22 protein-coding genes, 1 other RNA gene and 2 pseudogenes are annotated in these 24,732 nt (G+C 43.1%); 21 read left to right on the top strand and 4 right to left on the bottom strand.

The genetic code is table 11. The features are described 5' to 3' along the window. Nucleotides 1-282: 282 nt before the first annotated feature. A pseudogene (locus A5886_RS14240) lies at nt 283-465 on the top strand (type II toxin-antitoxin system RelE/ParE family toxin); the annotation flags it as partial. After that, nucleotides 461-726 (top strand): annotated as a pseudogene (locus A5886_RS14235) (helix-turn-helix domain-containing protein). The pseudogenes A5886_RS14240 and A5886_RS14235, both read left to right, overlap by 5 nt. A gap of 298 nt (nt 727-1,024) precedes the next feature. Here the strand turns inward: A5886_RS14235 and A5886_RS14230 are convergent. The 4 genes from A5886_RS14230 to A5886_RS14215 all read right to left on the bottom strand — a co-directional run bounded on the left by A5886_RS14230 (nt 1,025) and on the right by A5886_RS14215 (nt 3,582). Further along, entirely contained in the window at nt 1,025-1,504 is a 480-nt protein-coding gene (locus tag A5886_RS14230; RefSeq protein ID WP_086275739.1) for a universal stress protein, read from the bottom strand. 61 nt (nt 1,505-1,565) lie between these two features. After that, nucleotides 1,566-1,850 (bottom strand): hypothetical protein, encoded by a 285-nt coding sequence (locus A5886_RS14225; protein ID WP_086276078.1) that lies wholly within the window; start codon nt 1,848-1,850, stop codon nt 1,566-1,568. A gap of 158 nt (nt 1,851-2,008) precedes the next feature. Beyond that, nucleotides 2,009-2,203, bottom strand: a non-coding RNA gene (ssrS, locus tag A5886_RS14220) — 6S RNA. A 104-nt stretch (nt 2,204-2,307) separates the two neighbouring features. Continuing rightward, nucleotides 2,308-3,582 carry a replication-associated recombination protein A gene (locus tag A5886_RS14215; protein WP_086275738.1) on the bottom strand — a complete coding sequence of 425 codons (1,275 nt, stop codon included), beginning with the start codon at nt 3,580-3,582 and terminating at the stop codon, nt 2,308-2,310. Nucleotides 3,583-3,766: 184 nt separating this feature from the next. On the opposite strand from A5886_RS14215, the gene A5886_RS14210 reads away from it, so the two are divergent. The 19 genes from A5886_RS14210 (at nt 3,767) to A5886_RS14120 (ending at nt 24,650) form a co-directional block, all read left to right on the top strand. Continuing rightward, nucleotides 3,767-4,387 (top strand): DNA-3-methyladenine glycosylase, encoded by a 621-nt coding sequence (locus A5886_RS14210; protein WP_086275737.1) that lies wholly within the window; start codon nt 3,767-3,769, stop codon nt 4,385-4,387. A 16-nt stretch (nt 4,388-4,403) separates the two neighbouring features. Next, nucleotides 4,404-4,892: a DUF3013 family protein gene (locus A5886_RS14205; protein WP_086275736.1), complete on the top strand. Its 489-nt coding sequence runs from the start codon at nt 4,404-4,406 to the stop codon at nt 4,890-4,892. 10 nt (nt 4,893-4,902) lie between these two features. After that, complete coding sequence (prmA, locus tag A5886_RS14200) at nt 4,903-5,850, top strand: 50S ribosomal protein L11 methyltransferase (protein ID WP_086275735.1); 948 nt, start codon at nt 4,903-4,905, stop codon at nt 5,848-5,850. Between the two features lies 1 nt (nt 5,851). Continuing rightward, nucleotides 5,852-6,607, top strand: coding sequence for a 16S rRNA (uracil(1498)-N(3))-methyltransferase (locus A5886_RS14195; RefSeq protein ID WP_086275734.1), 756 nt, complete (start codon nt 5,852-5,854; stop codon nt 6,605-6,607). A 4-nt stretch (nt 6,608-6,611) separates the two neighbouring features. Further along, nucleotides 6,612-7,250: a deoxyribose-phosphate aldolase gene (locus A5886_RS14190; RefSeq protein ID WP_086275733.1), complete on the top strand. Its 639-nt coding sequence runs from the start codon at nt 6,612-6,614 to the stop codon at nt 7,248-7,250. A 177-nt stretch (nt 7,251-7,427) separates the two neighbouring features. Next, nucleotides 7,428-9,638: a RelA/SpoT family protein gene (locus A5886_RS14185; protein ID WP_086275732.1), complete on the top strand. Its 2,211-nt coding sequence runs from the start codon at nt 7,428-7,430 to the stop codon at nt 9,636-9,638. A gap of 9 nt (nt 9,639-9,647) precedes the next feature. Next, nucleotides 9,648-10,094 (top strand): D-aminoacyl-tRNA deacylase, encoded by a 447-nt coding sequence (gene dtd / locus A5886_RS14180; RefSeq protein WP_086275731.1) that lies wholly within the window; start codon nt 9,648-9,650, stop codon nt 10,092-10,094. Between the two features lie 258 nt (nt 10,095-10,352). Next, on the top strand, nt 10,353-11,873 hold the full coding sequence (locus A5886_RS14175; protein ID WP_086275730.1) for an ABC transporter permease: 1,521 nt from the start codon (nt 10,353-10,355) through the stop codon (nt 11,871-11,873). A gap of 13 nt (nt 11,874-11,886) precedes the next feature. Continuing rightward, complete coding sequence (locus A5886_RS14170) at nt 11,887-12,561, top strand: ABC transporter ATP-binding protein (RefSeq protein WP_086275729.1); 675 nt, start codon at nt 11,887-11,889, stop codon at nt 12,559-12,561. Next, the gene (locus tag A5886_RS14165) at nt 12,554-14,059 is read left to right on the top strand and encodes a PASTA domain-containing protein (protein ID WP_086275728.1); all 1,506 of its coding nucleotides are present in this window, start codon (nt 12,554-12,556) and stop codon (nt 14,057-14,059) included. Before A5886_RS14170 ends, A5886_RS14165 begins: the two co-directional genes overlap by 8 nt. A 221-nt stretch (nt 14,060-14,280) precedes the next feature. Continuing rightward, on the top strand, nt 14,281-16,020 hold the full coding sequence (locus A5886_RS14160; protein WP_086275727.1) for an ABC transporter ATP-binding protein: 1,740 nt from the start codon (nt 14,281-14,283) through the stop codon (nt 16,018-16,020). A 25-nt stretch (nt 16,021-16,045) separates the two neighbouring features. Continuing rightward, a complete protein-coding gene (locus tag A5886_RS14155; protein WP_086276077.1) occupies nt 16,046-17,881 on the top strand; it encodes an ABC transporter ATP-binding protein in 1,836 nt (611 codons plus the stop codon). A 166-nt stretch (nt 17,882-18,047) separates the two neighbouring features. Continuing rightward, nucleotides 18,048-18,542: a methylated-DNA--[protein]-cysteine S-methyltransferase gene (locus tag A5886_RS14150; protein ID WP_086275726.1), complete on the top strand. Its 495-nt coding sequence runs from the start codon at nt 18,048-18,050 to the stop codon at nt 18,540-18,542. 101 nt (nt 18,543-18,643) lie between these two features. Next, on the top strand, nt 18,644-20,137 hold the full coding sequence (locus A5886_RS14145) for a phosphohexomutase domain-containing protein (RefSeq protein ID WP_086275725.1): 1,494 nt from the start codon (nt 18,644-18,646) through the stop codon (nt 20,135-20,137). 28 nt (nt 20,138-20,165) lie between these two features. Beyond that, entirely contained in the window at nt 20,166-20,369 is a 204-nt protein-coding gene (locus A5886_RS14140; protein ID WP_086275724.1) for a hypothetical protein, read from the top strand. Nucleotides 20,370-20,521: 152 nt separating this feature from the next. After that, nucleotides 20,522-21,196 carry a two-component system response regulator SapR gene (sapR, locus tag A5886_RS14135; RefSeq protein ID WP_086275723.1) on the top strand — a complete coding sequence of 225 codons (675 nt, stop codon included), beginning with the start codon at nt 20,522-20,524 and terminating at the stop codon, nt 21,194-21,196. Beyond that, the gene (gene sapS / locus A5886_RS14130) at nt 21,193-22,230 is read left to right on the top strand and encodes a two-component system sensor histidine kinase SapS (RefSeq protein WP_086275722.1); all 1,038 of its coding nucleotides are present in this window, start codon (nt 21,193-21,195) and stop codon (nt 22,228-22,230) included. Before sapR ends, sapS begins: the two co-directional genes overlap by 4 nt. Before the next feature lie 138 nt (nt 22,231-22,368). Further along, nucleotides 22,369-23,235, top strand: a complete 867-nt coding sequence (locus tag A5886_RS14125) for a GRP family sugar transporter (protein WP_086275721.1) — start codon at nt 22,369-22,371, stop codon at nt 23,233-23,235. A 20-nt stretch (nt 23,236-23,255) separates the two neighbouring features. Next, nucleotides 23,256-24,650 carry an APC family permease gene (locus tag A5886_RS14120; RefSeq protein WP_086275720.1) on the top strand — a complete coding sequence of 465 codons (1,395 nt, stop codon included), beginning with the start codon at nt 23,256-23,258 and terminating at the stop codon, nt 24,648-24,650. Nucleotides 24,651-24,732: the final 82 nt, after the last annotated feature.

Here is a 24,732-nt window from a genome sequence, read left to right as displayed (position 1 = left end):
CCTATTACTTTGCTTTCATTTTTTTGCTGTACAAGTTAGGATAACCGACTTGTCATCCTGAATGGTTTTTGCCATTCAGGCTTTTTTTGTACAAAAAAAGCCTGTCTTCATTTGAAGATAATTACAATTGCTTTTTGAATAAATAGTAAATAAGAGATAACTGTTAGCAATTTCTTTAAAAGACAACCTAAAGGAAACTGTCTAATCAAATGTTAAGGATATAGAAAGAAGTTGTTTATATGATAAACTATCAAATAATATCAATATATGATGTAAATGGGTATGGAGAAAATATCTTTTGAAACGTATAAGAGACCTAATGATCATGATGAATTTTTAGAATGGTTGGAAACATTACCTAAAAAAGACAGTGCTAAACTTTTACGTACGATTGAAGAGACGGAAAAGAATGGACTGCTTATTGCACAACGTTTAAAATGGGTAAAAAAATTAGACACTCATGTTGATTAAAGAGGTAATTGAAGAAAAGAAAAAAGATATAGCATTTGCAGAAGCATATGATCATGAAGGAAGAAAACTCGAAACGGCAGTTGCTCTTTACCACGCTCGAGAGGAAGCAGGATTAACTCAAGCAGAACTTGCACAAAAAGCACATACAACGCAATCTACAATTGCTAGAATCGAGAGAGGCGATAATGTGTCCTTTGATAACTTGATGATATTGCCAGAGCATTAGGTAAACGATTGGTAGTAGAATTTGCATAGATGTGCGTTGTCAATATGATGGACACAGATTTCTAACGAGCAACGGTTCTATATTATTTGGTGTTGTTACTCAAATTGAGTAGTAACACCAAATTTTTTTAATAAAAAAGGAATGATTAGACACAACCACTTAAACGAATCGCGGCTGGCTTGCGAATTTATCAACAGCACTAAATCATGTAGAGCCAAAAAAAGGGAAGTGCAAAAGCACTTCCCTTAAGTGATTCAATGAAACAACTCCATTTGGCAGAGAACCTTTCTTCTACATCAGTTCGTTGAGACACTTCCAAAGGACAGCCTATTCACTTTTTGCATCTTTTGCAGGTAATTGATTGTGCAAATCGGTCCGTACCACCAATACGTCACATCCTGCATGGCGAATCACATATTCGGAAACAGAACCAATAAAGATGCGTTCTACTGCATTCAAGCCAGTCGCGCCAATCATGATCAAGTCGATCTGATGCTCTTCAGGCAATTGTTTGGCGATGATTGGTTTTGGTGACCCATATTCAATCAGCGTTTTGATTGAAGTCACTTGATGTTTGCGGGCATAGTCTTCATAGTCTTTCAACGTTTGTTTGGCCATCTCAGTGGCTTGTTCTGCCAACATCCCGTCAAAAGAGGACACTGTTTGAAACGCGCGGGTATCGATCACATGGGCCAAAACCAATTCAGAATCATTCCGCTGGGCTACATTGACAGCTTTCTTAAAGGCAAGTTCGGCTTCGCTTGATCCGTCGACGGCGACCATGATACGTTGATATTGTTGTAACATATGAAACACTCCCATCTGTTCTTTTCTTTTATTGTAGTCCTTTTTGACCGAAAAAGAAAACCTAATCCCCGCTTTTTTTCATTTTTTGCGCAAGCAAGATACTAAAGGATGCAGAAGAAATCAGCAAGAGCGCCAAATAGAATAAAGCAATCAGTTTTGAATCGATCACAGCCACCGCAATGGCAATGAGGCCTAGTACCAGATGCACGATACTATAGATCTTTAAAAAAGCCTGATTGGTGTTGTTGTTAGGAATCAAACTGAAAAAAATCGCTTGTTTGGCATAGAGTAAATAGCTAGTGGCAAATAAAACCAGTGCCACAAGGGTAAATAGTAGGATGATCATCATGTAGGGTTCGCTCCTGTAATCAAAGTTACTTTAAGTATAACGAAGTCTCTGATGAATAGCAAAGATCGTCTGTAGTGATCAGTGGCAAGCACCTCATACATAAGCAAAAAAAGCCACCTGTCAAAAAACAGGTGGCACATTCTATAAAAGAATGGGTAATATCCGTTGATGCCGTTCTTTTTCCCGTAGTATTGATCCCGCAAATTCTAGCAGGTGGGTTCCACGGTCTAAGCTTCGAACTACCAAAAGAAAAGGCATGTTACCAGCATTGACACAAGACAGATCCCAAGATATCAATAAAAATGTTCGGTCAACACACAAAAGGGATAACTCGTACATCACAGAATTCCCACCCTTATAGTAGCATAGGAACACAAAAGGTGCAATAAAGTTGTCTGAAAACGATACCAAAAAGTTTAAAATATTGGTTAGACACCTTCAAAAGTTGATTAGATCAACGTTTTTTGCGGTTGTTCAGCTGTTGGTATCGCTGGCCAAGTGCTTGTTCATATTTGCCAGTGGCTTTTGGTTCATAATAGCGGGTACCTTTTAGTTTATCTGGTAAGTATTGCTGATCGACCCAGGCATCATCAAAGTTATGGGGATACTGATAGCCAACCCCGCGATTTAATTTTTCCGCCCCTTTATAATGACTATCCCGCAAATGATCTGGGACATCGCCAGCTTTGCCATTGCGGATATCCGCGATCGCTGCATCTAATGCCATATAGGCACTATTTGACTTCGGCGATAAACAAAGATCGACGACGGTATCTGCTAATGGAATCCGTGCTTCAGGCAAGCCCAAACGTTCCGCAGCCAAAACGGCATTGACTGTGCGTGCAGCGGCAGCAGGGTTGGCTAGGCCGATATCTTCATAACCGATCACCATTAGTCGCCGACAAATGATCGCCAGATCACCGGCTTCCACCAAACGACCTAAGTAATGCAAGGCCCCATCCACATCACTGCCACGGATCGATTTTTGAAAAGCAGAGATCACATCGTAATGGGCATCACCATCTTTGTCATGGGTCAGCGCTTTACGCTGCACACATTCTTCAATCACTTCAAGAGATAGATGAATCACACCATCATCAGCTTTTGGGGTCGAGCGGGCAGCTAGCTCTAAACCATTCAAAGCACTGCGCAAATCACCATTCGTTGCACGAGAAAGGTGCAGTCTTGCTTCATCACTCAACGCAATCGCTTCATCTCCTAAGCCACGCTCGGCATCAGCCAACGCTTGATCGATAGCTATTAAAATATCACTTTCTTGCAAGGGTTTGACTTCGAAGATCTGTGCCCGACTGCGAATAGCCGGATTGATTGTGATATAAGGATTTTCAGTTGTCGCGCCAATCAAAATGATTTTGCCACTTTCCAAGTGAGGCAGCAAGAAGTCTTGTTTGGTTTTGTCCAAGCGATGCACTTCGTCTAATAGCAAAATGACTGTACCGCTCATACGGGCTTCTTCGGCAACGATCTGCAAATCTTTCTTGGTGTCCGTTGCCGCGTTCAACATGCGGAAGGCATACCGTGTTGAGCCAGCGATCGCGCTGGCGATACTTGTTTTTCCAGTACCTGGCGGCCCGTAGAGAATCATTGAAGACAGCATTTTGGCTTCGACCATCCGGCGAATGATTTTACCAGGACCAACCAAATGCTGCTGGCCCACAACTTCATCTAAATTTCTAGGCCGCATACGATAGGCTAATGGTTGTTGCATAAAACGATCCTCTCCTTTCTTATTAGTATAGCATAGAAGTCGCGGTTACTAGGCCAAAGTGGAACGCCCACTCTCAATCGAGTGACGGATAGCTATCAGTTTGTCCGTTGATTTGACGAGATTTGGCCGCAATGATAGTAACTTGACTTGTAATTGTGTAAAATAGGGTAACGGAGTGATAAATATGGATGAATTGATGACTTTATTAAACCAAAAGGATACAACGCTGATCGCCCAATCATTGATCGGCATGTATATGGTCCATGAAACAGCGGCTGGGCGTTTAGGCGGCTATATCGTCGACTGTGAGGCCTATCTCGGACCAGATGATCTAGCGGCCCATAGCGTAGGTATGCGTCAAACACCAAGGGTACGGGCCATGTATCAAGAAGCGGGAACCATCTATCTTTATACGATGCATACCCATAGAATCGTCAATATTATTACGCAACCCAAAGGCATTCCTCACGGTATCATGATCCGTGGGTTAGAACCAGTGGAGGGTATCGAGGCGATGCGCAATAACCGCCAAACAAGCGGAGCTGCATTGACGAATGGACCCGGGAAACTGGTACAAGCCATGAACATCGGCCCTGAATTGTATGGGGAATCGATTGTCACCAGTCCACTCCATTTAGAACCACAAAAGAAACGGCAACCAAAAACGGTCATGGCGTTACCGCGAATCGGGATTCCCAACAAAGGTGAATGGACGGACAAACCATTGCGCTTTATTGCAGCAGGCAATCCGTATGTGACCAATATCAGAAAATCAGCGATCCGACCGGACCACGGTTGGTTATAAGAAAGAAGGAATATACATGGCAAAAGAAACGATTTTGACCTATTTAGACCAACGTTTGACGAAACAAATCACCGAATATGACGTGGCCATCGATTGGGATGCCAAAAATCATACGATCGAGCTTGTATTACGCTTATTTGCAGAAAATCCAGCCCATCAAACAATAGATGATGCCCAAGGCGTCGCCTCTGATGAAGACATCATTGAATTTGAAGATGGGATCTTACTCGTTGATGCCAATAAGTCAACCTACGAGGAAGAAGACTTTTTGGCTGTGATTCCTTATGAAGGGAAGAAAGGCATCAAGAAAGCGTTGTTGGATGGCTTAGTCGATTATATCAAAGAGATTTTGATCGAAGGCGAAAGCGACTTGTTAGACTTCTTGAATGATGATGCGGAAGATGCTGTATTTGAATTGACTTTTGACGAACAAGAATGGCTTGAAACAGTCGCAAAATATCAAACAAAAGATGGGGATACAATGATCCCCTATCCAAGTTATTAAGGAGTAAATCATGAAGTGGAATGAAGTAACGGTTGCCACCGCAAGTGAATCAGTCGAAGCTGTTGCCAATATTTTGATGGAGCAAGGGGCCAGCGGGGTAGCCATTGAAGATGTATTAGATATCGAAAATTTTAAAAGTGATGCCTATGGAGAAATACTAGACAAAGAAACCTATACGACATTGGCTGAAGGGGCGCAAGTCACGGCCTATTTTCCAGAAACGATTTTTTTGCCTGAAGTGATGCCAATCATCAAAGCAGTGATCGATCGTCTGCCTGAGTACGGATTAGCGGTGGGCAAGAACGAGATCACGACCAATGAAGTGGTCGAAGAAGCATGGGCGACAGCGTGGAAAAAATATTATCACCCAGTCCGTATTTCTCGTTATTTAACGATCGTACCTAGTTGGGAAAACTATCAAGCGGAGCAGGTAGAAGAAAAAATCATTACATTGGATCCTGGTATGGCCTTTGGCACCGGGACACATCCGACAACACGCTTGACGTTACAAGCACTGGAAGTCTACTTGCGCGGCGGAGAAACGGTGTTGGATGTCGGCACCGGTTCAGGGGTGTTAAGTATCGCTAGTAAGCATTTAGGCGCAGAAACGGTCTATGCGTATGATTTAGATGAAGTCGCTGTCCGTTCTGCATTAGAAAATATGCAGCTGAACCCAATCGCACAAGATGTTCATGTCCATGCCAACAATTTATTAACGGGTGTTGAGATAGTGGCGGATGTGATTGTCGCCAATATCTTGGCGGATATCATTTTGTTGATGATTCCGGATGCGTGGCGTTTATTGAAACCAAAAGGCACATTGATCGTTTCGGGAATCATTGAAGCCAAAAAGCAACTTGTTGTAGAAGCGATGCAAACCCAAGGATTCGAGATCGACCAAGTCTTTACGCAAAAAGATTGGGTAGCCATCGCATTCAAAAAAGCTGAGGAAGAGTAATATGCAACGATATTTTATTGATCAGCCGTATCATACACAGGCTGAATATGCCCTAAGTGGTGAGCCGTTCCATCACATGATCCGGGTCATGCGTATGACGACTGGTGATCAAGTTGGTTTGGTGTTTCTTGACCAAATAGCCATCATTGCTGCAATCAGCCGCATTGATGAATCGGATGTGTATCTGATAGAGATTGAAAAAGAACAGCAAAACAAAGAACTGCCGATCCACGTGACTATCGCCAGCGGTTATCCCAAAGGCGACAAATTAGACTTGATCGTCCAAAAAAGCACCGAACTTGGTGCCGCTGCTTTCATCGGTTTTCCAGCCCAAACCTCTGTCGTCAAGTGGGACGAAAAGAAGTTGCAAAAGAAACAACAGCGCTTGCACAAAATCGCGCAAGAGGCAGCTGAGCAATCGCAACGACAAGTGGCACCTTCTGTGACGTTGCTCGCCACTGAAAAAGCATTTTGGGATCATCTTTCAACATATGATCATATCTTGGTGGCGTATGAAGAGTCAGCCAAACAAGGTGAAATAGCTATGTTGCTGCAAGTCTTAACTGAAGTAAAACCCGGCAGCAAAGTTCTGGCGATTTTTGGCCCGGAAGGTGGATTGACGCCTACTGAAATCAAATGGGCTGAAAGTCATAAAGCAGTACTATGCGGGTTAGGTCCAAGGATCTTACGCACAGAAACAGCCCCGTTGTATTTCTTAAGTGCTGTCAGTGTACAATTGGAATTGACAAGGAAGTGAGTAGATGGACACACAACAAAGAGCGGTCAGTTATCGATTATTGGCAGCTGATTTGACAGACTGGCATCTAAAAGATGCGATCATCTATTGCCAGCAGGGGGCAGTCGATGAAATCGTCGTTTTGCCAAGCGCGATTCGTCGTGCCAAACAGTTGGCCCAAACTTCTGATCTACAAATTGGCGGCGTCATCGATTATCCATTAGCACAAGGAACCATGGCAAAAGTGGCGTTTGAGATGGGCCGCGCCTTTATGGATGGGGCAGATTTTCTAGAAGTATGGCTGCCATCATCTGTATTGCTTGATAACAGCCGCGGGTTTGAAGAACTCATTGAAACGATCCGTTCCTTGACACTTTCGGGTGGCGAAGTTCGATTGGGACTGCAAACTGAAAGTATGAATGAGCTGACCAAAATCCAAGTGGCCCAACAGCTGAAAGCGCGCAATTGGCCGAGTGTCGTTTTGGGACAAGGTACACCGCTGGCGGATGCAATTCATGACGTGACGCTATTTGCATTAGACGGAGGTCCGCAACTATCGATCCAAAGCAACCCTGAAGGTGTCGATGCAGCAGCGTATGATCAATTGATAGAAGCTGGCGCAGCCAAAGTCAGCATTCCTTTCGCCAATATGGATTCTTTATAAAGAGCGAGGGCCTATGCGAGCGAGCAACAGTGATTGAAAAAAAACAGAAAAATTTGTATAATGGCAATGATTATACGAGTGGTTTAGACAGGAGTCCATGCTTGAAAGAGTTTGCTTCGGCAAACGCTTGTCAGGGACTGCTGTCTAATTTTTGAAAAGAAGAAGGAGGCGATAATCATGGCGAAAGAAGTTATATTGACAGGCCCAAATGTCATCAAGTTAGTGTCGTATTATATGAGTGATGAACATGTGGCGTTTGTCCAAAAAGCATTAGACTACGCCACAGAGGCCCACAAGGAACAATTTCGCAAATCTGGCGAACCTTATATCATCCATCCAATCCAAGTCGCCGGGATACTTGCTGAGTTGCAAATGGATCCCCACACGATTGCGACAGGATTTTTGCATGATGTCGTTGAAGATACCGACATCACATTAGCTGACTTAAAAGACAATTTTGGTGCTGATGTGGCTATGCTGGTAGACGGTGTGACCAAATTGGGTAAGATCAAATATAAATCTCATGAAGAGCAACTTGCTGAAAATCACCGTAAAATGTTGATCGCCATGGCGCAAGATCTGCGGGTCATTATGGTCAAATTAGCAGACCGTTTACATAATATGCGTACGTTGAAACACTTGAGAGAAGATAAACAACGGCGAATCGCGCAAGAAACGATGGAAATCTATGCGCCTCTAGCACACCGTTTGGGGATCAGTCGGATTAAATGGGAACTGGAAGATATTTCATTACGCTATCTAAATCCACAACAATATTATAGAATCGTTCATTTGATGCAAACCAAACGAGAAGAACGAGAGGCCTATGTATCAGAAACAGTGGAAGAAATTCGCGTAGCGACAGAAGAACTCGATATCTATGCCGAAATCTATGGACGACCAAAACACATTTATTCGATTTATCGCAAGATGAAAGATCAGAAGAAGCAATTCAACGAGATTTATGATCTGTTGGCGATACGGGTCGTTGTGGATTCCATCAAGGATTGTTATGCTGTCTTAGGTACGATCCACACCAAGTGGAAACCAATGCCGGGCCGATTCAAAGACTACATTGCGATGCCTAAAGCCAATATGTATCAATCTTTGCATACGACTGTTATCGGCCCTAAAGGAAATCCTGTCGAAATCCAAATTCGTACCCATGAAATGCATGAAATTGCCGAGTTTGGGGTAGCTGCCCATTGGGCGTATAAAGAAGGCAAGACGGAAAAAGTCAAGCCTGATAAAATGACCCAACAAGTTGGCTGGTTCCAAGAGATTTTGGAATTGCAAGATGAATCGTATGACGCGTCTGAATTTATGGAAGGTGTCAAAGGCGATATCTTCAGTGACAAAGTCTACGTGTTTACACCAAAAGGCGATGTCACAGAGTTGCCGCAAGGCTCTAGCCCATTAGACTTTGCCTACAGCATCCATACCGATATCGGCAACAAAACCACTGGTGCCAAAATCAATGGCAAGATGGTCCAACTGGACTATAAGTTGAAAAATGGCGATATTATTGAAATCTTGACCTCGCCGAACTCCTTTGGCCCCAGCAAAGACTGGATCAAATTGGTGGCGACCAGTAAAGCAAAAAATAAGATCAAACGCTTCTTCAAAGATCAAGACCGCGAAGAAAACATCATCAAAGGCCATGAAGCAGTCGTCCGTACCTTGCAAGATATGGGCTTTGTTCCAAAAGAATTTTTATCGAAAGCCAAAATGGCAGAAGCTTGCGAGCGATTTAATTATCATACGGAAGATGATTTGTTTGCGTCAGTTGGTTTTGGTGAAGTCAGCCCGACTACATTAGCCAATCGTCTGACGGAAGAAGAACGACGAGAAAGACAGATTGAAAAACAAAAACAACAAGTACAAGAAATGATCAATCAGCCGGCCAAAAAAGAACCTGAGAAAATGAAGGTACGCCATGAAGGCGGCATCGTCATTGAAGGGGTCGACAATCTGCTGATTCGTATTTCTCGATGCTGTAATCCAGTGCCAGGAGATGACATTGTCGGCTATATCACCAAAGGCCGGGGAATTTCCATCCATCGCAGTGATTGTCCCAATGTCCAAAACAAAGAAGCAGCCAATCGCTTGATCGATGTCGAATGGGAAGATGCTTCAGATAGCAAAAAAGAATACAATGCCGATCTTGAAATCTATGGCTATGATCGTTCGGGATTGCTGAATGATGTCTTGCAAACGGTCAATACCGTCAGCAAGCGATTGGTCAGTGTAGAAGCCAAAACCAATAAAGACAAAATGGCCACGATCCGAATCACCGTATCGATCCAAAACTTGACCCACCTGCGATCTATCGTTGATAAAATCAAACAAATTCCTGATGTCTACAGTGTGAGACGGACGAAAGGGTGATTGATTAAGATGAAAGCAGTGATCCAACGTGTTCGTCAAGCCAGCGTATCTATCGATGACATCGTTGTTGGTGAAATCAAGCAAGGATTGATGGTATTACTGGGTATAACTCATGAAGATACCCAAGAGGATGTAGCGTATCTGGTGCGTAAACTGACACAGTTGCGCATTTTTGAAGACGAAGAAGGTAAAATGAATCGCTCAATCTCTGCAATTGATGGCGCCATCTTGAGTATTTCGCAATTTACGCTTTATGCTGACACCAAAAAAGGCAATCGCCCCAGTTTTATCAAAGCTGCACCGCCTGCAATCGCCGTTCCAATGTATGAGGCCTTCAACCAAGGGTTACGCGCAACGGGGATAACAGTGGCAACTGGTCGATTCGGCGCTGATATGCAAGTTTCCCTCATCAACGATGGGCCAGTAACGATCATCATCGATACGAAAGACAGATAATGATAGCTAAGTACCTACTAAATTCAAAATTAGTAGGTACTTTTTTTGTCAAAATTGATGGATAGCGTAGTTAAAACGTTATCTTACAAAACTGTTAGAAAACTATTTGGATTTTATTACGTTATATAACGCGTTAGTAAACGCTCTTAATTGGTGATTTATGTAACTGTGTTGTTATCTAAAAAAAAATAGTACAAATAACGATCATTTATTTGGATTGTTCTTGCTTGTGAAGTATGGAATAATTGTTAAAAAATAATGTCACTGGAGGAAATGACAATGAATTTTTGGCAGCGCGCATTAAAAAGTATCACCCGCAGGAAAGGGAAATCATTTATTTTATTTTTAGTTGTATTTGTTTTGGGGAATGTCATTGCCGGAGCAGTAGCGATTCAGCAATCCACAGCCAATGTTGAAAGAGAAACCAAGAAGAAAATGGGCAATGTGGCAACGGTTGAAATGGATTATGAACGTTTTGAAAAAGAGACTGCAGATGTACCAGATGAAGAACGATACAGTGAAGATTTCTATCCAATGCCACCAGGCGTTGATGTCTATGATCAGATTGGGGAAATGAGTTATGTAAAATACTATGACTATTCAAATATGAGCTATGTGGAAACAAAAAAATTGACAGCTTATTCACCAGAAGACGGTTCGATGGGAATGGGCGGCAACTACTTCTCGTTAAAAGGCGGAAACTTGACAGAACCATTGGATATGCGTGAAGGTTTGATCAAATTGGTTGAAGGAGAAGGATTGACAGACAAAGACATCAATGAGTCTACCAATGCTGTCTTAGTGAGTAAAGAAGTAGCTGAAGCCAATAATCTATCAGTCGGTGACCAACTTGTCTGGGACATCCGAAGTGAGGTTTATATGGACAACTCAGAAAGCGAAGATGATGAGGAATCAGAAGATAGCGGACAGCAAATAGTGACATTTGACTATCCAGTTACAATCGCTGGTATCTTCTCAGTTATCAAAAAAGATGACAGCGGACAATCCAATTCGTCAGATAGCGCACAAGAAAGCAATCAAGCTTGGATGTTGATGGATCAAATCAATACATTTTATGCCAGCAATAACTTTGTCAAAGAGTTTAGCAAGGTCCAAATGGAAAAACTCTGGGGAGAAACCAGTGAAGATATTGATGAAGAGCAATACTATACACCAATGTTTGTCTTACATTCAATTGATGATGTGGATGCTTTTAAGCAAGAAGCGGATGCACTGCTACCTGATTATTATAAAATTGTTACCAATACGGATCAATATGATCAGATCGCTGGCGGATTCAATCGTCTAGGTGTGATTGCCAACTATATCGTGATTATCGCATCAATCGCAGCAATGTTTATCATTTCGCTGGTGGTCTTATTATTCTTACGTGATCGTAAACAAGAGTTAGGCATCTATCTATCCTTAGGGGAAAGCCGTGGGAAAGTAATTGGACAGATCGTGATCGAGGTCTTGCTTGTGAGCGCAGCAGCACTTTTCATCTCGTTAGTGACAGGAAATCTATTAGGCGGAGCTGTTTCGAATACCTTGATGCAAAGCGACTTTATGTCACCGCAAGTGGATAATGGAATGGTGTACTATGGCAGTTTGATGTCTGTAGATCTTAATTTAAATGACGTCAAAGACGCGTATCAGGTCAATTTCTCAGTGAGCTATATCATCACCTATTTATTGTTGGGACTTGGTACAGTTCTGTTGTCAGCAGTCTTGCCATTGCTATATATCTTGCGCTTAAATCCGAAGAAAATCATGATGTAGGAGGAAAAACACCATGACACTATTAGAAACCAAAGCAGTCGATTATTATTATCAAGATGGTGATCAACGCCGTTATATCCTGAAAGAAACGTCCGTCGCATTTGAAAAAGGCAAATTTTATGCCATTTTAGGCCAGTCTGGTTCTGGAAAAACGACCTTTCTATCATTGATCAGCGCTTTAGACAGTCCGAAAACTGGAGAAATTTTGTTTGAAGGCACTGACATCGAAAAAATCGGGCACGAAAATTATCGCCGAGATGACATTAGTATCATCTTCCAAAGTTACAACTTGATACCCTACTTAAGTGCGGTTGAAAACGTCTTGGTACCAATGTCGATCACCAAGAACAAGCTACCGGACAATCAGCAAGAGGTTGCCTATAATCTATTGGATTATATAGGCATCACGAAAGAAAAAGCCAACCGACTGGTCAATCAATTGTCAGGTGGGGAACAACAGCGTGTGGCCATCGCTCGTGCGTTAGCCACCAATGTCGACATCATCTTGGCTGATGAACCGACAGGAAACTTAGATGAGGCTATGGAACAAGAAATCATTGATATATTCAAAGACTTGGCCCATGTGCACAATAAGTGTGTCATCGTCGTGACCCATGCCAATGAGATTGCGCAGCAAGCAGATGAAGTCTTGTATCTTCGTAAAGGTGTGTTAAGCAACCATGAGTGATTTTTTATCCAATTTTAGTCCTGATAAGTATGACGGAAAAAAACAGGAACCAACACCGACACCGCAAGAAAAGACTGAACCCCCAGCGCAAGATCCTGCAGGGACAGCAAAACCTGTGGTTGAAAGTACGCCAGAAACAACTGGGAGCCGACGAGAAAACAAGCAAAATAACCGGCAGGCCAAAGACGATAGCCAATTGGATACCAACAAGCAATCTGTGAGCCGTTTTGGCCAAGAAGAAACGGAATTTGATCCCACCTATAAAAATAAGAAACGCAAAAAAATCATCCTTATCACAACGCTCTCTCTCCTTCTGGCAGTGGTGATTGGTGTCGTGTACTATCAACTGACGCATGTCAAAGTCCCTGATTTCAAGGCAACCAATCTTGCTGAAGCCCGGACATGGGGCAACGAAGAAGGGGTGACGATCAAAGTTGAGCAAGCCTATGATTTTGAGATGGAAACCAATCAAATCATTGATCAGGATGTCGCTGCGGACAAAAAGATCAAAAAAGGGGCAACCTTGACACTTACAGCAAGCCTTGGTCCAGATCCAGAAGAGCAGTTGGCATTACCTGATTTTGCCGATATGGAAACAGAAGCCGCCAAGCAATGGATCGAAGACAACAAAGCTGAGAATATTTCATTGATCGAGCAATTTGATGATACCGTCAAAGCCAATGCCTTTATCAAACAGGAAGCCAACAATAAAGAATTGGATTTGACCGCGTATCGTCGGAAAGACCGCTTGAGCGTGTATTATTCTAAGGGGAAAGAAGTCTTTGAAAAAGATATCGAAGTCACAGATTTTACCGGCAAAACCAAAGCGGAAGCTGCTGAGTGGGCCAAGAAAAACGAGTTGACCTACAAAGAAGAAACCGTCTTTTCTGACAGTGTTGCGGTGGATCTAGTCGTATCTCAAGAACCAGTCAAAGGCAGCAAGCTGGCGAAAAAAGATACCTTCTTGGTGAAAGTATCCAAAGGTGAAGCCATGACCGTACCGGACTTCTCGCAATATACCATTGAAGAAGCCCAAGGATTGGAATCGAAAATACCGATTCAAGTGTCAACGATCTATGCGACCAATGTGTCCTATGGCAGCTTTATCAGTCAATCGGTAGAATCTGGCAAAGAATACGGGGAAGGCGATACGCTGCCAACTGTGCAGGTCGTGTATTCTCTCGGACAGCCCTATTTGAAAGATATTCGCTTCCAAGCAACAGAAGGCGACTTGCCGAAGTTATTCTTCGATGAATACAAATCCAAAGGTGCCTATGTTTACTACGATATTTATTATGTCGATTCTGCTGAACCGAAAGGAACCGTCGTAGAAATGAGTCGCTACGGTGAATTCATTCCTTTAGAAACGTGGATTACGATCGGGATCAGTCGCGGCAACCTCCAAGGAGCGGCAACCAATGTGCCGGAAGAAACACCAACGGAGACACCGGTAGAGACGCCTGTTGAAGAAGCAGACTCCCTTGATTCAGCCGAATAACCATACACTTCGAATAAAATAAAGCAAGTAATGGTCTTTGAAAGCGGCGCAGTCGCTTTCAAAGACCATTTGACGCTTCTTACAAAACAATGCCGATTTTTGAGAAAATTTTCTCAAAAAAAGAGCAGACTAGACGCTTGTATTCGGAGAAGTGATACAGTAAACTTGAATGTAACAATAAAAGCGGTGTTTGATGCCATTTACAGAAAGGGAAGAAAAGAATGATAAAAAAATTGCTCGCAAATGTGGGCAGCTACAAAAAAGACAGTCTGATGACCCCCGTATATGTAGCGGGAGAAGTGGCATTAGATGTGATTATGCCCTTGATCATGGCCATGATGATCGACCAAGGGATCGAAAAAGGAGACGCCGGCGTAATTTTACGAGATGGTGGCTTGCTTTTTTTATTGTCTTTATTGGCGCTGCTCTTAGGAACTTTGGGTGGACGAACAGCGGCGATTGCTTCCGCTGGGTTTGCTCGTAACTTGAGACATAACTTATTTACACGGATCCAAGATTTTTCATTTTCAAATATAGATCGCTTTTCTTCTGCGAGTCTGATCACACGGATGACAACAGATGTCACCAACGTACAAAATGCGTACCAAATGATTATCCGTATTCTGGTCCGCAGCCCGTTGGTGTTGATTTTTTCCTTGGTGATGGTCAGTACGATCAGTCCAGAGCTGATGACGATCTACCTTGTCGTGTTGCCGATTTTGGCGATTGGTTTGGCATTGGTGATCAAATTTGCGCACCCGCTGTTTTTGAAAGTTTTCCGCATCTATGACAAATTGAATAATGTCGTACAAGAAAATCTGCAGGGTGTGCGGGTCGTTAAATCCTATGTACGAGAAGAACAACAAGAAGAGATTTTTGACAAAGTCTCAGAAGATGTATACCGCAATTTCACATTGGCACAACGAATCGTGTCTTTCAACATGCCGTTGATGCAATTTTCTGTCTATACGTGCATGCTGTTGCTTTCTTGGTTTGGTGCTCAGTTGATTGTTGAACAGAGTAGTCTGACAACAGGTGAGTTGGTGAGTATGTTCAATTATACGATGCAAATCTTGATGAGTTTGATGATGATGTCGATGGCGTTCGTGCAGATTCTGATTGCTAGAACCTCTGCAGAACGTGTAGTAGAAGTGTTGGATGAAGAAAGTGATTTGAAGAATACTACGGACCCTTTAACATCGATCACTGATGGTTCTATTATATTTGAAAATGTTTGCTTTAGTTATGCCAATGATAAAGATAAGTTGGCCTTGGCACATGCCAATCTGGAGATTGCTTCAGGAGAAGTCATTGGGATCATCGGTGGCACCGGAAGTGGGAAATCTTCCCTTGTTCAGTTAATTCCTCGACTATATGATGTGATCGAAGGTCATGTCAAAGTAGGGGGACATGATGTCCGGGACTATGATTTGGCGGTCTTACGAGACCAAGTCAGCATGGTTTTGCAAAATAATGTGCTGTTTAGCGGAACGATCAACGATAATTTGCGCTGGGGCAATGAAGAGGCCTCAGATGAAGAAATCCGTCGTGTGGCGACGATTGCGCAAGCGGATCCGTTTATCCAAGAGTTTCCTGATAAATATGACACCTTGATCTCTCAAGGCGGGAACAATGTCTCTGGCGGGCAAAAGCAGCGTTTGACCATTGCCCGTGCCTTGTTGAAAAAACCAAAAATCTTGATTTTGGATGATTCAACCAGTGCAGTCGATACAAAGACAGACCGCAGTATTCGTGAAGGATTGAAACGAGAGATTCCGGGGACGACCACGATCATCATTTCCCAACGGATCAACTCGATTGAGGATGCCGATCGGATCATCGTGATGGACGATGGCAAGATCAATGGTATCGGGACCCATGACGAACTGCTCGCCAACAACAAGATTTATCAAGAAGTATATCATTCCCAACAGAAAGGATTTGGTGAAGGTGAAGAATAGACAAGCAGCAAATCCAGTAGGAACGATGAAACGATTGTTAACAACCATGTTTGGGGATTATAAAGGGCAGCTGCTGGTCGTGCTGATCATGATTTTGTTGAGTGCTTTTGCCAATGTGCGGGGCTCCCTCTTTTTGCAAGTCGTCATTGATGACCATATCACGCCTTTGCTGGGACAAAGCAACCCCAATTTCAGTAGCTTGCTGCAAGCAATCATTCAAATGGGGTTCATTTATTTGATAGGTATTTTGGCAGGTCTGACCTATAACTTTATGATGGTCAAAATCAGTGAAGGCACGCAAAAAAAGATTCGCGACCAGATGTTTACGCATATGCAGTCGTTGCCAGTTGGTTATTTTGATGCACGTTCAGATGGGGACATCATGAGTCACTTCACCAATGATACGGATACATTACGCCAGATGATCTCGCAAAGTATCCCGAATTTGATGATGGCTGCAGTGACATTCTGTTCCGTCTTTATCGCCATGTTTTCCATTAGTTTGCCACTGACATTATTCGTCTTGTTGTCGATCATCTTAATGTTGAATGTGATTCGTTTGGTCTCTCGCAAAAGTGGGCGTTTCTTTGGTGCCCAACAACGGGATTTGGGTGCGGTCAATGGCTACATTGAAGAAATGATGCATGGTCAAAAAGTGGTGAAGATTTTTAACCATGAGCAAGTTGTAATGAACGAATTTGATGCCCTGAATGATCAACTGCAAGAAAGTGCGACCAAAGCCAACATCAATGCCAATACATTGATGCCGATCATGATGAACTTATTGAATATCCAATATGTCTTGATTGCCATTATTGGTGGATTGTTTGCGATCAATGGTGTCTCCGGTTTAACTGTGGGGATGATCGCCTCCTTCTTACAATTAAGTCGATCCTTGAATGGGCCGATCAGCCAAGTGTCCCAACAAATCAACTTTGTGATCATGGCGCTGGCAGGTGCTGAACGTATCTTTGGCTTGTTAGATGAGGCTCCTGAAGTGGATTCGGGTTATGTGACTTTAGTCAATGCCAAATGGTCCCAAGGTCAATTGGTTGAAACCAAGGAACGGACAGGGACTTGGGCATGGAAACATCCTCATGAAGATGGCAGTGTCACCTACACAGAAGTCACCGGTGATGTGCGGTTTGAATCGGTAGACTTTGGTTATGTCGACAATAAAATGGTCTTGCATGACATCAATTTATTTGCGGAACCTGGTCAAAAAGTCGCCTTTGTAGGTGCGACAGGGGCTGGGAAAACCACGATCACCAATCTCATCAATCGCTTTTACAATATCCAAGAAGGAAAGATTCGCTATGACGGTATCAACATCGAGAAAATCCATCTTGAATCATTGCGTCGTTCGTTAGGTATCGTTTTACAAGATACCCATTTATTTACTGGAACGATCAGAGAAAATATTCGTTTTGGCAAACTAGATGCATCCGACGATGAAGTGTTAGCTGCAGCCAAATTGGCCAATGCAGACATGTTTATCAACCATTTGCCGCAGAAATACGACACGATCATCACTGGAGATGGCGATGGATTGTCTCAAGGGCAACGCCAACTATTGGCAATCGCTAGAGCGGCTATCGCCGATCCGCCAGTCATGATTTTGGATGAAGCAACCTCAAGTATTGATACGCGAACGGAACGCATCGTGCAAACAGGGATGGATCGCTTAATGGCAGGACGAACTGTTTTTGTGATTGCCCACCGATTGTCAACGATCCAAAATTCAGATGTCATCATGGTGATGGACCATGGGCGTATTATCGAACGGGGAACCCACGATACGCTATTAGCCGAAAAAGGCACCTATTATCAATTGTATACTGGTAAAATCGAATTGGATTAATGAAGAGCAGCGGCTTGTGACATCAGTCGCTGCTTTTTTGCATAGAGGTGACTGTAATCAGCATGGTGTGTTGCTGGGTTGTTCATGTATACTAAAGAAAATATAGAGAAATGGTTGTATCCTTCAGGTATACTAGAAGGTTCAACCAAACAAGGAGAGGTGTCCTATGCTCGTTACACAACAGAAATTTCGCGTCAATGAAGAAAGCTACGAAGCGTTTCGCACAGAACAAGGGTATGTCTATCTAGGGAAAACAGTAGCCCACGATGAATGGACTAAATTTTTCCCTCAAGCGCAGATCAGCGAGACCAAAGCACCAGATCACCGGATTGAAGAACAATTTCAGCGATATTTTGCTGGAGAACCCATTGCTTTTGATCTCCCGTTTGACTTTATCGGCACACCGTTTCAACAAACGGTCTGGCGAGTGCTGGCAGAGATTCCTTATGGTCAAACAATCAGCTATAGTGCGTTGGCACAAAAAGTCGGTCGACCGACGGCCATACGAGCAGTAGCCAATGCAGTTGGTAGAAATCCCCTGATGATTCTGGTCCCTTGTCATCGTGTCCTAGGAAAAAATGGCCGTTTGACAGGGTATCGCGGGGGATTGCCAACCAAACAACACTTGTTGGACATCGAAGGAATTGCTTACAAACTGTGATTCCTATACTCTTTAAGGTAAAAAATACTAAAAAGGCCACCTTTTTAGCCGGCTGTCTGTTATAATAAGAATGATTCCGGTTACAAGAGAGGGTGGAGGAAATGTCGTTCGTTGATTTACAAAATGGTTCAGATATTCGCGGGATTGCGATTGCAACTGCTGATGAACACGTGACACTAACAGAAGCTGCAGTCAAAGCTGTGGCCTCAGGATTGCACCATTGGTTAGCTAGCAAAGGGACTGGTCCTTTTCGTGTGGCTGTGGGCAGAGATAGTCGGCTAAGCGGAGAAATGCTCCAACAAGCGTTCATGGATCAGCTACAAGCAGAAGGCATTGATGTCATCGATTGCGGTTTGGCCACCACACCTGCGATGTTTATGAGTACACAATTTGCTGAGTTCGCTTGTGATGCCGGCGTCATGCTGACGGCGAGTCATTTGCCTTACTACTTTAATGGTATCAAACTATTCAGCCGCGAAGGCGGTGCTGAAAACACCGATATCCAGTATATATTGACCCATACACAACCGCAACTGAGTGATCATCCAGGAGAATATCAGCAAAAAGATTTACTCACTCCTTATGCAGCCGATTTGGTGGCGAACATTCGGCAAGGCATGGGGACGACAGAAGCGCAGCCTTTGGCAGGGTTGAAAATCATCGTTGATGCTGGAAATGGTGCGGGTGGTTTTTTTGCTGAGAAAGTGCTGATGCCGTTAGGTGCTGACACCAATGGGTCGCAATTCTTAGAACCGGATGGGCATTTTCCTAACCATATTCCGAATCCAGATAACAAAGAAGCGATGAGGAGCATTATGGATGCTGTTTTGAGAGAACAAGCAGATCTAGGCATTATTTTTGATACCGATGTGGATCGCTCAGCAGTGGTCACCAAAAGCGGGGCTCCGCTGAATCGCAACAATATGATCGCTGTATTGAGTAAAATCGTATTGGCTGCACATCCTGGTACGAAGATCGTGACCAATTCACCGACTTCGGATCACTTGAAGCAGTTCATTGAATCCTTAGGCGGGCAACAGGTGCGTTATATTTCCGGCTATCGTAATGTGATCAATAAAGCAATCCGCTTAAATGCCGCCGGGGAAGACGTTCAGTTAGCCATCGAAACTAGCGGTCATGCCGCCTTTAAAGAAAACTATTTTCTAGATGACGGTGCCTATGTCATTGCCAAGATCCTGATGATCTTGCCAGAACTTCAGAGGCAAGGCACGTCACTAGATGATTTGATTGCAACACTCAAGCAACCGGCAGAAACACAAGAAATCCGCTTTAAAATCAATGCGCCAGACTATCAAAGTTATGGGCGTCAAGTGATCGCTGATTTTGGTTCAATCAATCAAGCGGGCTGGACTATTGATCCTGAAAATGAAGAAGGCATTCGTTTTAAAGTAGCTGATCCTTATGGCAAGGGCTGGTTTTTGTTGCGGATGAGTTTACATGAGCCGTTACTAGTCTTGCAGATCGAAAATGATGTGGCTGGCCATTTACCGGCGATCGCAGAGCAAATCGGTGTCTATTTAAACCGTTATGCGGCGATTGATCAAAGGAAACTGAGCGACTTTTTGTCAGAATAAAATATGTGTAGAAATGCAGGGGAAACAGATGGTAATGGTGATGGGATTAATCATGTTGGTAACCTACGGAACAAATTTCTTTTTGATTCGCTATTTGAATCAACGACCCAAAATCGATGTCGTAGAAAAGTTAGCCATGTTGCTGGGTATCAATATGAGTGTGCTGTTTTTCGACGGTATCTTATTATTTGTGGGAAAATTACTCATCGAAACAGTGGAAATCATTGAGTAAGATAGACAATTGAGGATAAAAAAGTGCAGATCCGCCTTATTTTGAGGCGGGTCTTTTATAATTGATTAAAGTAACGATTATTGTTCGCATTCACGTGTATTATTTGATACAGTTAAGAAAAGAATTTTTGAAAAAGCGAGGGACTTCATGCAATGGCTAAAATCATGATAGTAGAAGATGAAGCTGTTATTCGGCAGCTGATCATGGAAGAATTGGAGAAATGGCAATTTGACACCTTTGGGACAACGGATTTCCACCAAGTCGCAAGCGATTTTGAAACGGAAAATCCGCAGTTGATCCTATTAGATATCAATTTGCCAGTATTTGACGGCTACTATTGGTGTCAAAAAATTCGAGAGACCTCGAAAGTGCCGATCATTTTTATCTCCAGCCGTAATACCAATATGGATATGATCATGGCGATGAATATGGGGGCCGATGATTTTGTGACCAAACCTTTCGAGATCGATGTTCTGATTGCCAAGATCAACGCCTTGCTGCGTCGTTCCTATAACTATGTTGAAAGCAGCAATGAAACATTGGTCCATAACGGATTAACGTTGAATATTGACAATAGCAGTATGTCAATCAATGACGAAACCATCGATTTGAGCAAAAATGAGTACCGCTTGCTGTATATTTTAATGAAAAACCATGGCAAAATTTTGAGCCGTGAAAAGTTATTGCGGGCTTTGTGGGATGATGAACGGTTTGTTGACGACAATACGTTGACAGTCAATATCAATCGGCTGCGGCGAAAAATCGAACAAACAGGGACAGTCGGCTATATTGAGACCAAAGTCGGACAAGGATATATCGTACCATGAAGAATCTAAAGACGATAGCCAGCTTTCTCAAAGATCGTTGGCTGCTGCTGGTGGCGTGGATGGTCTTTTTTGTCTTAACGATATTGGTCTTTTGGTTGATTCCTCATTCGCCATTAGATTGGGGCACAGTTGGCTATTTGTTCTTGATGCAATCTGTATTGCTGCTCTTTTTTTTGTCGGTCAGTTACTTAGCCAAGCGACGCTTTTGGCAAAAAATCACCCCGCAACCTGGTGACAGCTTATTACAAAATTATTTATATGGGGCACGTTCAGTCGAAGAAGAACGAATTGAACGCTATGTCAATCAATTGATTGGGGAGCACCAAGAATTGATGCAGCAAGTTGTACGTAATCAAGAAGAACAAAAGGAGTATATCGATTCGTGGGTCCACGAGATCAAAGTACCGTTAGCAGCTTCACGCTTGCTATTGCATGCAGTAGAATTTGATATTCCAGATGATAAATTTATTTTGTTGGAAAATGAACTTACCCGCATCAATGCCTATGTTGAGCAAGTTTTGTATGTCTCCCGATTAGATAGCTTTTCGAAGGATTATCTGGTCCAAGAAGTATCGATGAAATCAGTGATTCAACCCGTATTGCGCAGCCAAGCCAACTATTTTATCCAAAAGAATTTGCACTATGAAGTGGAAGGCGATGATCAGCACATCTTGACCGATGAGAAGTGGCTTTCCTTTATATTTAGCCAATTGGTGAGTAATGCAGTCAAATATACGCCAGACAATGGCCAGTTAACAATCCAAATCAATAAGGATGAGCAAGGCACTTATTTGCGGCTGACCGATAATGGGATCGGCATACCGCCGGAAGATCTGCGTCGGATTTTTGACAAAGGCTTTACGGGAGAAAATGGGCGGAAAACCGATACCCATTCCACGGGATTGGGCCTTTATTTAGCCAAAAATTTGGCCAAAGAGTTAGGCATTGAATTAACGGCCGCTTCGACCGTGGGACAAGGCACAACCATGACGTTGTTTTTCCCATTATTAAGCTATTATGAAGAAACCCGCTAGAAAAATGAGGATTGGTTATACTCAGTATCACGCCTGATTTTCAGATTCTTTTCAGCAAAATATAACTTGTCCTTTAAACGTTTTCACTGATACACTTACCCTTGTGTACTAAAAACTGAATAGTAAGGATGAATCATAATGGAAATACTTGTAGCTTTAATCCCTATGTTCGCATGGGGCAGCATCGGTTTAGTCAGTGGAAAACTTGGAGGCGATGCCAATCAGCAAACCCTTGGTATGACGATTGGTGCCTTCGTCTTTTCGTTGATTGTGTTTTTTGTCACGATGCCCGCAATTGATGGGAAAGTGATTATCATTGGATTGCTTTCAGGATTATGCTGGGCTGTCGGTCAAAACGGTCAGTTCCATGGGATGAAACATTTGGGTGTTTCTGTTGGCTTACCATTATCAACTGGCATGCAATTGATTTTGAATACGGTAGCAGGAGCAATCTTCTTTGCTGAATGGACACAGACCCGTGATTATTTGTTAGGTATCTGTGCGTTGGTATTGTTGGTGATCGGTGCCTATTTGACCGCGCGTCAAGATGGCGAACATGCGCCGGAAACGGACAATAAAATGCTCGATTTTCCTAAAGGCTTACGCGCATTGATTTCTTCTACGATTGGTTATGGCGCGTATACGATCATTATCACTTGGGCAGGGATTGATCCGTTGGCAATCATTTTGCCGCAAAGTATCGGTATGCTGATCGGTGCGAGCTTGTTCGCATTGCGCAAAACAACAGTAGATCGCTATGTTTGGAAGAATACATTGTCTGGTTTGCTATGGGGTGTTGGAAATGTATGTATGTTGATCACGGTACAGCAAGTGGGGCTGGCAGTCGGATTTTCATTGTCACAAATGGGTATCATCATTTCAACACTAGGCGGTATTTTTATCTTAGGAGAAAAGAAAACCAAAAAAGAATTGCGTTATGTTGTCATTGGCTGTTTGCTGGTCATTATTGGCGGTGTCTTGCTGGGGTATATGAAAACAGCGTAACGTAAATTTCAGGAGGAACCATGGATTTATTTCGAAAAAAGGTCATACAACCAGAACGTGTGACGAACCTAAAAAAAGAATTGAAACTGAAGGATTTGATTATGCTGGGGATTGGCGCGATCATCGGCACGGGGATATTTGTCGTGACCGGTGCAGCGTCAGTTGAGTATGCAGGTCCAGCACTGATTTTGTCCTTTGTGATCGCTGGGATCGTGGTGGTATTGTCAGGTTTATCTTTTGCCGAATTTGCTTCCCGTATTCCCGTTTTGGGTGGTGCGTATTCTTATTTGTATGTCGTTTTTGGGGAATTCATTGCGTGGTTGGCGGGCTGGTTCTTGATATGTGAATTTCTTTTGGCCGTCTCTTCGGTCGCTTCAGGTTGGTCGGGCTATGTTCAAGGTTTTTTAGCCAGTGCAGACATCTATCTGCCCACAGCCTTGACAGCTGGCTATGACCCAAGCAAGGGAACATATATTGATTTGATTGCTGGTTTGGTGATCGTTTTTGTGACCTTGTGGGTGAGCCAAGAAGCGAAAAAAGCGTTGCGTTTGAATAATGCGATGGTTTGGGTCAAGTTTGCAATCATTGCGTTGTTTATCGTCTTTGGGGTCTTTTTCGTCGAACCGACCAATTGGCAGCCATTTATGCCCTTTGGTTTCTCGGGAGTCTTTAATGGTGCAGCGTTGGTATTCTTTGCCTTCTTAGGCTTTGATGCAGTGGCTATGGCAGCTGAAGAAGTCGAAGATGCTAAGAAAAACGTGCCTCGGGGCATCATTGGATCGATTGCGATTGCGACGGTTCTTTATATCGTAGTAACATTGATCTTGACAGGTATCGTACCTTATACAGAGTTAGGCGTTAGTGATCCGGTGGCATTTGCGATGCGCTATATCAATCATGGTGTGGTGGGGTCGATCATCTCTGTCGGTGCAATCTTGACACTGTTGACGGTGACGATCGCGATGATGTATTCATTGGCCCGCTTATTGTACGCAATCAGCAAAGATGGGTTGCTGCCACGCTTCATGCAAGACGTGGATCCCAAGCAACAAACACCGAAGAAAGCCACTTATGTAGCGGGTGCCTTTGCCTTGTTCTTTGCTGCGGCATTCCCGCTGAATATATTGGCTGAATTGACCAATATTGCAGCATTGTCTTATTTGATTCTGATGTCATTGGGCATCATCAAACTACGCAAAATGTTAGGAGAACCACAGAAAGGTGAATTCAAAGTGCCCTTCGTTCCAGTTCTGCCATTGATTTCCGTCGCAAGCTGTCTATTTTTGATGACCCGTCTGCAAATGACGACTTGGATCGTCTTTGCGATTACGTTGGTGATTGGCGTTGTGATTTATTTTGTTTATGGTTATCGACATAGTGCGTTGCAAGAAATGGAAGATCCTTCTAAAATGTGAATGTTTTGTTGTTATATGTTTTTATGTGAATAGTTACGGTAAACTCTTTGTACTTATCTGCGCAAAGAGTTTTTTTGTGATG

It is taken from the genome of Candidatus Enterococcus testudinis, assembly GCF_002140915.1.
Taxonomy (GTDB): domain Bacteria; phylum Bacillota; class Bacilli; order Lactobacillales; family Enterococcaceae; genus Enterococcus_D; species Enterococcus_D testudinis.
This window is presented reverse-complemented; position numbering and strand designations above follow the sequence as displayed.

Bases quoted from the DNA above. Each gene is read 5' to 3' on its own strand.
- A5886_RS14175 (WP_086275730.1), top strand. From the start codon at position 10,353: ATGTCACTGGAGGAAATGACAATGAATTTTTGGCAGCGCGCATTAAAA.
- dtd (WP_086275731.1), top strand. From the start codon at position 9,648: ATGAAAGCAGTGATCCAACGTGTTCGTCAAGCCAGCGTATCTATCGAT.
- A5886_RS14210 (WP_086275737.1), top strand. From the start codon at position 3,767: ATGGATGAATTGATGACTTTATTAAACCAAAAGGATACAACGCTGATC.
- A5886_RS14225 (WP_086276078.1), bottom strand. From the start codon at position 1,850: ATGATCATCCTACTATTTACCCTTGTGGCACTGGTTTTATTTGCCACT.
- A5886_RS14205 (WP_086275736.1), top strand. From the start codon at position 4,404: ATGGCAAAAGAAACGATTTTGACCTATTTAGACCAACGTTTGACGAAA.
- A5886_RS14160 (WP_086275727.1), top strand. From the start codon at position 14,281: ATGATAAAAAAATTGCTCGCAAATGTGGGCAGCTACAAAAAAGACAGT.
- A5886_RS14140 (WP_086275724.1), top strand. From the start codon at position 20,166: ATGGTAATGGTGATGGGATTAATCATGTTGGTAACCTACGGAACAAAT.
- A5886_RS14170 (WP_086275729.1), top strand. From the start codon at position 11,887: ATGACACTATTAGAAACCAAAGCAGTCGATTATTATTATCAAGATGGT.
- A5886_RS14230 (WP_086275739.1), bottom strand. From the start codon at position 1,504: ATGTTACAACAATATCAACGTATCATGGTCGCCGTCGACGGATCAAGC.
- sapR (WP_086275723.1), top strand. From the start codon at position 20,522: ATGGCTAAAATCATGATAGTAGAAGATGAAGCTGTTATTCGGCAGCTG.
- A5886_RS14145 (WP_086275725.1), top strand. From the start codon at position 18,644: ATGTCGTTCGTTGATTTACAAAATGGTTCAGATATTCGCGGGATTGCG.
- prmA (WP_086275735.1), top strand. From the start codon at position 4,903: ATGAAGTGGAATGAAGTAACGGTTGCCACCGCAAGTGAATCAGTCGAA.
- A5886_RS14125 (WP_086275721.1), top strand. From the start codon at position 22,369: ATGGAAATACTTGTAGCTTTAATCCCTATGTTCGCATGGGGCAGCATC.
- A5886_RS14150 (WP_086275726.1), top strand. From the start codon at position 18,048: ATGCTCGTTACACAACAGAAATTTCGCGTCAATGAAGAAAGCTACGAA.
- A5886_RS14165 (WP_086275728.1), top strand. From the start codon at position 12,554: ATGAGTGATTTTTTATCCAATTTTAGTCCTGATAAGTATGACGGAAAA.
- sapS (WP_086275722.1), top strand. From the start codon at position 21,193: ATGAAGAATCTAAAGACGATAGCCAGCTTTCTCAAAGATCGTTGGCTG.
- A5886_RS14185 (WP_086275732.1), top strand. From the start codon at position 7,428: ATGGCGAAAGAAGTTATATTGACAGGCCCAAATGTCATCAAGTTAGTG.
- A5886_RS14190 (WP_086275733.1), top strand. From the start codon at position 6,612: ATGGACACACAACAAAGAGCGGTCAGTTATCGATTATTGGCAGCTGAT.
- A5886_RS14215 (WP_086275738.1), bottom strand. From the start codon at position 3,582: ATGCAACAACCATTAGCCTATCGTATGCGGCCTAGAAATTTAGATGAA.
- A5886_RS14155 (WP_086276077.1), top strand. From the start codon at position 16,046: ATGAAACGATTGTTAACAACCATGTTTGGGGATTATAAAGGGCAGCTG.
- A5886_RS14120 (WP_086275720.1), top strand. From the start codon at position 23,256: ATGGATTTATTTCGAAAAAAGGTCATACAACCAGAACGTGTGACGAAC.
- A5886_RS14195 (WP_086275734.1), top strand. From the start codon at position 5,852: ATGCAACGATATTTTATTGATCAGCCGTATCATACACAGGCTGAATAT.